Origin of the sequence: Enterobacter sp. 22452 (genome assembly GCF_052045065.1) — a bacterium.
In the GTDB taxonomy this organism is placed as follows: Bacteria; Pseudomonadota; Gammaproteobacteria; order Enterobacterales; family Enterobacteriaceae; genus Enterobacter; species Enterobacter mori.
Map to the genome: position 1 here is coordinate 532,013 of NZ_JBQEOB010000001.1, position 4,772 is coordinate 536,784.

Genomic DNA, 4,772 nt, shown 5'->3' on the forward strand with positions numbered 1-4,772 from the left:
CCACCGGGGGTTTTTGTTAACCCAGCGCCTGAATCGCCTTCTCCAGCGCCTCGCGCAGCAGGTGACGGTCATGGCGATATTTAATATCACTCGCCTCTAGCGGCTCCTGCACCACCACGCGGTCGCCAATACCCGATACGTCCACCTTCGGCCCCACCACCACACCGTCGATAATTTTTTTACCGACGTACTGCTCCATTAAATCAAGTTTGTCCGCCAGCGACAGGCTCGCCGCCGCCGGGCTCAGTTCACGTCCCAGGTTACCGATGTAGACCATCGGTGCGGGGGTGCGGCGCAGCGCCTGCGCCAGCTCTTTCACCAGCAGAATCGGCATCAGGCTGGTGTAAAAACTACCTGGGCCAATCAGGATCAGATCCGCTTCACCGATGGCTTCTACCGCTTCGCGCGTGGCGGGGACGCTTGGATAGGTCATTAGCTCCGTTGGCGGCAGGATAAGCTGATCAATATTCACCTCACCGTAAACTTCATGCCCTTCAGCGTCGATAGCCATTAAATCGACCGGTTGTTCCGACATGGGGATCAGAAATGCATCCACTTTAAGCAGATTACGGATCAGGTTGATGGCTTCGAGAGGCCGCACACTCAGGTGATCTAAGGCCTTTAACATCAGATTTCCGAGGTTATGCCCGGAAAGTTCACCATTACCGCCAAAACGGTACTCAAACATCGCCGATGCGACGCTCGGTTCGGTAATTAACTGGTTCAGACAGTTGCGCATATCTCCCCAGGCAATCCCGCCTTCGGCACGTCGGATCCGCCCCGTTGAGCCGCCGTTATCGGTGGTGGTCACTATCCCTGTCAGCCTTGACCCGAGTGACGACAATGAGGACATGACGCGGCCCAGGCCGTGGCCTCCGCCAAGAGCGACCACTCGGTCAAGATCCGCAAAAGTGCGATTGCGCATAGGTATTCCTTATCACGTTCGATCGCGTAACAGTAACCTAACTACCCATAAAAGACGATGCCTCAGCGGATGCAAAATGACGTATATCAATGTGAAAGTGTGGTTTTTGGGTATCCTGTAGCGAAAATGCACGATTAAGTCGCTATATATATAATTATATAGCGAAAGGCGAGAATGGCGAAGTGATGATTTCCGCGTTACTATCGCTATAACCACGTTTTCATTTTTGAAAACATACACTCTAGCCCTGGCGCCTGTGTCGAACGATATGGCGCCCTGGCCGTGGCGAATTAGCCACCAGGGTACAGAAAGAAATGACTGTGCCTCCCGATCTGGAAAGGTGTACATGGCTTCACAACTTACTGATGCTTTCGCGCGTAAGTTTTATTACTTACGTCTGTCGATTACCGATGTGTGTAACTTCCGTTGCACCTACTGCCTGCCCGATGGCTACAAGCCGGGCAGCGTCACCAATAACGGCTTTCTCTCCGTGGATGAAGTGCGCCGCGTTACGCGCGCCTTCTCTGAACTCGGCACGGAAAAGGTGCGTCTGACCGGTGGCGAACCCTCTTTACGTCGTGATTTCCCCGACATCATTGCCGCCGTGCGTGAAAACGAACGTATCCGCCAGATTGCGGTGACCACTAACGGTTACCGCATGGCGCGCGACGTGGCGAACTGGCGCGATGCGGGCCTGACGGCGATCAACGTCAGCGTAGATAGCCTCGATGCCCGTCAGTTCCACGCCATTACCGGACAGGACAAATTCCATCAGGTGATGGAAGGCATCGACGCCGCATTCACTGCGGGGTTCGACAAAGTCAAAGTGAATACCGTGCTGATGCGTGATGTAAACCATCATCAGTTGGACACCTTCCTGGCGTGGATCAAACCACGCCGCATTCAGCTGCGTTTTATTGAGCTGATGGAAACCGGCGAGGGCAGCGAGCTGTTCCGTCGTCATCACATCTCTGGCATGGTGCTGCGCGACGCGCTGCTGAGACGCGGCTGGATCCACCAGATCCGCCAGCGCAGCGACGGCCCGGCGCAGGTCTTCTGTCACCCGGATTACGAAGGTGAGATAGGGCTAATCATGCCCTATGAGAAAGACTTCTGCGCCAGCTGCAACCGCCTGCGCGTCTCCTCCGTTGGCAAGCTCCACCTCTGCCTGTTCGGCGACGGCGGCGTAGATCTTCGCGATTTGCTGGAAGACGATGCGCAGCAGGACGCGCTTGAAGCACGCATTTCTGAAGCGCTGACGCATAAAAAACAGACCCACTTCCTGCATCAGGGCAATACCGGCATTACTCAGAACCTGTCTTACATCGGCGGGTAATCAGTCTTAAGAAGGAATCAGAAAATGAGTCAGGTAAGCGCAGAATTTATCCCGACACGCATTGCTATCCTTACCGTTTCCGACCGCCGTGGCGAAGAGGATGATACCTCCGGTCACTGGCTGCGTGATGAGGCGCATGACGCGGGGCATTACATCGTCGATAAAGCGATCGTAAAAGAGAACCGCTACGCCATTCGCGCTCAGGTCTCTCAGTGGATCGCCAGCGATGAGGTGCAGGTGGTGTTGATTACCGGCGGCACCGGCTTTACCGCAGGCGATCAGACTCCCGAAGCGCTGATCCCGCTGTTCGACCGCGAAGTGGAAGGCTTCGGCGAAGTGTTCCGCATGCTCTCCTTTGAAGAGATTGGTACCTCCACGCTCCAGTCACGCGCCGTGGCGGGCGTGGCGAACAACACGCTGATTTTCGCTATGCCGGGCTCGACCAAAGCCTGCCGTACCGCGTGGGAAAACATCATCGCCCCGCAGCTGGATGCCCGTACCCGTCCGTGTAATTTCCACCCCCATTTAAAGAAATAAGCTATGTCACAACTGACCCACATTAACGCCGCCGGTGAAGCGCATATGGTGGATGTTTCCGCCAAAGCGGAAACGGTGCGCGAGGCGCGCGCGGAAGCGTTCGTCACTATGCTGCCAGAAACCCTGGCGATGATTCTCGACGGCAGCCACCACAAAGGCGATGTCTTTGCGACCGCGCGCATCGCCGGTATTCAGGCCGCGAAACGCACCTGGGACTTAATTCCGCTGTGCCATCCGCTGATGCTGAGCAAGGTGGAAGTGAACCTGCAGGCGCAGCCGGAGCACAGCCGCGTGCGCATTGAGTCACTCTGCCGCTTAACCGGGAAGACCGGCGTTGAGATGGAAGCGCTGACAGCGGCCTCCGTCGCCGCGCTGACCATCTACGATATGTGTAAAGCAGTGCAGAAAGATATGGTCATTGGCCCGGTGCGCCTGCTGGCGAAAAGCGGCGGTAAATCGGGTGATTTTAAGGTGGACAGCCATGATTAAGGTGCTCTTTTTTGCCCAGGTGCGCGAGCTGGTCAATACCGACAGCCTGACGCTGGATGCGTCCTTCGAAAACGTCGCCGCCCTGCGCGCGCATCTGGCGGCACAAAGTGACCGCTGGGCGCTGGCGCTTGAGGAAGGCAAGCTGCTGGCCGCCGTAAATCAGACGCTGGTTGAATTCACCCATCCGCTGAACGCAGGGGATGAAGTGGCCTTCTTCCCGCCGGTGACAGGGGGCTAAGATGGCTGAAACACGAATTCTGGTCGGTCACGAGCGCTTTAATGTTGGTACAGAATATGACTGGTTGGCCGAGCGCGATGAAGATGGTGCGGTCGTCACCTTTACCGGTAAAGTGCGCAACCACAACCTCGGCGACAGCGTGAAGGCGCTGACGCTGGAGCACTATCCGGGGATGACCGAGAAATCGCTGGCGGCGATTGTCGACGAGGCGCGGGGCCGCTGGCCGCTTGGCCGCATCACGGTGATTCACCGCATCGGCGAGATGTGGCCTGGCGAGGAGATTGTCTTCGTCGGGGTGACCAGTGCGCACCGCGGCAGTGCGTTTGCGGCAGGGGAGTTCATTATGGACTATCTCAAAACCAAGGCCCCGTTCTGGAAGCGTGAAGCCACGCCGGAAGGTGACCGCTGGGTGGAATCGCGCGACAGCGATAAACAAGCCGCCAGCCGTTGGTAGTCGGTTTACGTGGATGTGTTAATCTTAACGTGTGTGTCTACTTAATCTTAATCAGGAGTGAATCATGGACCGATTTCCGCGTTCCGATTCAATAGTACAGCAGACCCGTAGCGGACTGCAGACGTATATGGCTCAGGTGTACGGCTGGATGACGGTCGGCCTGCTGCTTACCGCGTTTATCGCGTGGTATGCGGCGAACACGCCTGAACTGATGATGTTTATCTTCTCCAGCAAAATCACCTTCTTTGGGCTGATTATTGCGCAGCTGGCGCTGGTGTTTGTGCTTTCTGGCCTGGTGCAAAAGCTGAGTGCCGGAATGGCGACCACGCTGTTTATGCTCTATTCGGCGCTAACCGGACTGACGCTTTCCAGTATTTTCATCGTTTACACCTACTCCTCCATCGCCAGCACCTTTGTGGTGACCGGCGGGATGTTCGGCGTGATGAGCCTGTACGGCTACACCACCAAACGTGACCTGAGCGGCTTAGGCAACATGCTGTTTATGGGGCTGATTGGGATCGTGCTGGCGTCGCTGGTGAACCTGTGGCTGAAGAGTGACGCGCTGATGTGGGCGGTGACCTACATCGGGGTGGTGGTCTTCGTTGGCTTGACGGCCTACGACACCCAGAAGCTGAAAAACATCGGCGAGCAGATTGACGTGCGCGACAGTGCTAACCTGCGCAAATACTCAATTCTGGGGGCGTTGACGCTGTATCTGGACTTCATCAACCTGTTCCTGATGCTGCTGCGTATTTTCGGCAACCGTCGTTAAGGTTGCTTTGCCGGGTGGCGG

The 4,772-nt window shown here is 56.4% G+C and carries 7 protein-coding genes and 1 riboswitch; of the genes, 6 read left to right on the top strand and 1 reads right to left on the bottom strand.

Features of this window, described 5'->3' with window-relative positions; translation table 11 throughout:
* Nucleotides 1–16: 16 nt before the first annotated feature.
* Entirely contained in the window at nt 17–925 is a 909-nt protein-coding gene (yvcK, locus tag ACTJJA_RS02595; RefSeq protein ID WP_010428835.1) for a uridine diphosphate-N-acetylglucosamine-binding protein YvcK, read from the bottom strand.
* A 225-nt stretch (nt 926–1,150) separates the two neighbouring features.
* Nucleotides 1,151–1,284: riboswitch (molybdenum cofactor riboswitch) on the top strand.
* On the opposite strand from yvcK, the gene moaA reads away from it, so the two are divergent.
* The 6 genes from moaA (at nt 1,272) to ACTJJA_RS02625 (ending at nt 4,751) form a co-directional block, all read left to right on the top strand.
* Nucleotides 1,272–2,261, top strand: coding sequence for a GTP 3',8-cyclase MoaA (gene moaA / locus ACTJJA_RS02600; RefSeq protein WP_325840914.1), 990 nt, complete (start codon nt 1,272–1,274; stop codon nt 2,259–2,261). (Overlaps the previous riboswitch by 13 nt.)
* 24 nt (nt 2,262–2,285) lie before the next feature.
* Nucleotides 2,286–2,798, top strand: a complete 513-nt coding sequence (moaB, locus tag ACTJJA_RS02605) for a molybdenum cofactor biosynthesis protein B (RefSeq protein ID WP_440666015.1) — start codon at nt 2,286–2,288, stop codon at nt 2,796–2,798.
* 3 nt (nt 2,799–2,801) lie between these two features.
* A complete protein-coding gene (moaC, locus tag ACTJJA_RS02610) occupies nt 2,802–3,287 on the top strand; it encodes a cyclic pyranopterin monophosphate synthase MoaC (protein ID WP_089598948.1) in 486 nt (161 codons plus the stop codon).
* Entirely contained in the window at nt 3,280–3,525 is a 246-nt protein-coding gene (moaD, locus tag ACTJJA_RS02615) for a molybdopterin synthase sulfur carrier subunit (protein ID WP_042719364.1), read from the top strand. Before moaC ends, moaD begins: the two co-directional genes overlap by 8 nt.
* Before the next feature lies 1 nt (nt 3,526).
* On the top strand, nt 3,527–3,979 hold the full coding sequence (gene moaE, locus ACTJJA_RS02620; RefSeq protein WP_010428844.1) for a molybdopterin synthase catalytic subunit MoaE: 453 nt from the start codon (nt 3,527–3,529) through the stop codon (nt 3,977–3,979).
* Between the two features lie 64 nt (nt 3,980–4,043).
* Nucleotides 4,044–4,751, top strand: a complete 708-nt coding sequence (locus tag ACTJJA_RS02625; RefSeq protein ID WP_238459202.1) for a Bax inhibitor-1/YccA family protein — start codon at nt 4,044–4,046, stop codon at nt 4,749–4,751.
* Nucleotides 4,752–4,772: the final 21 nt, after the last annotated feature.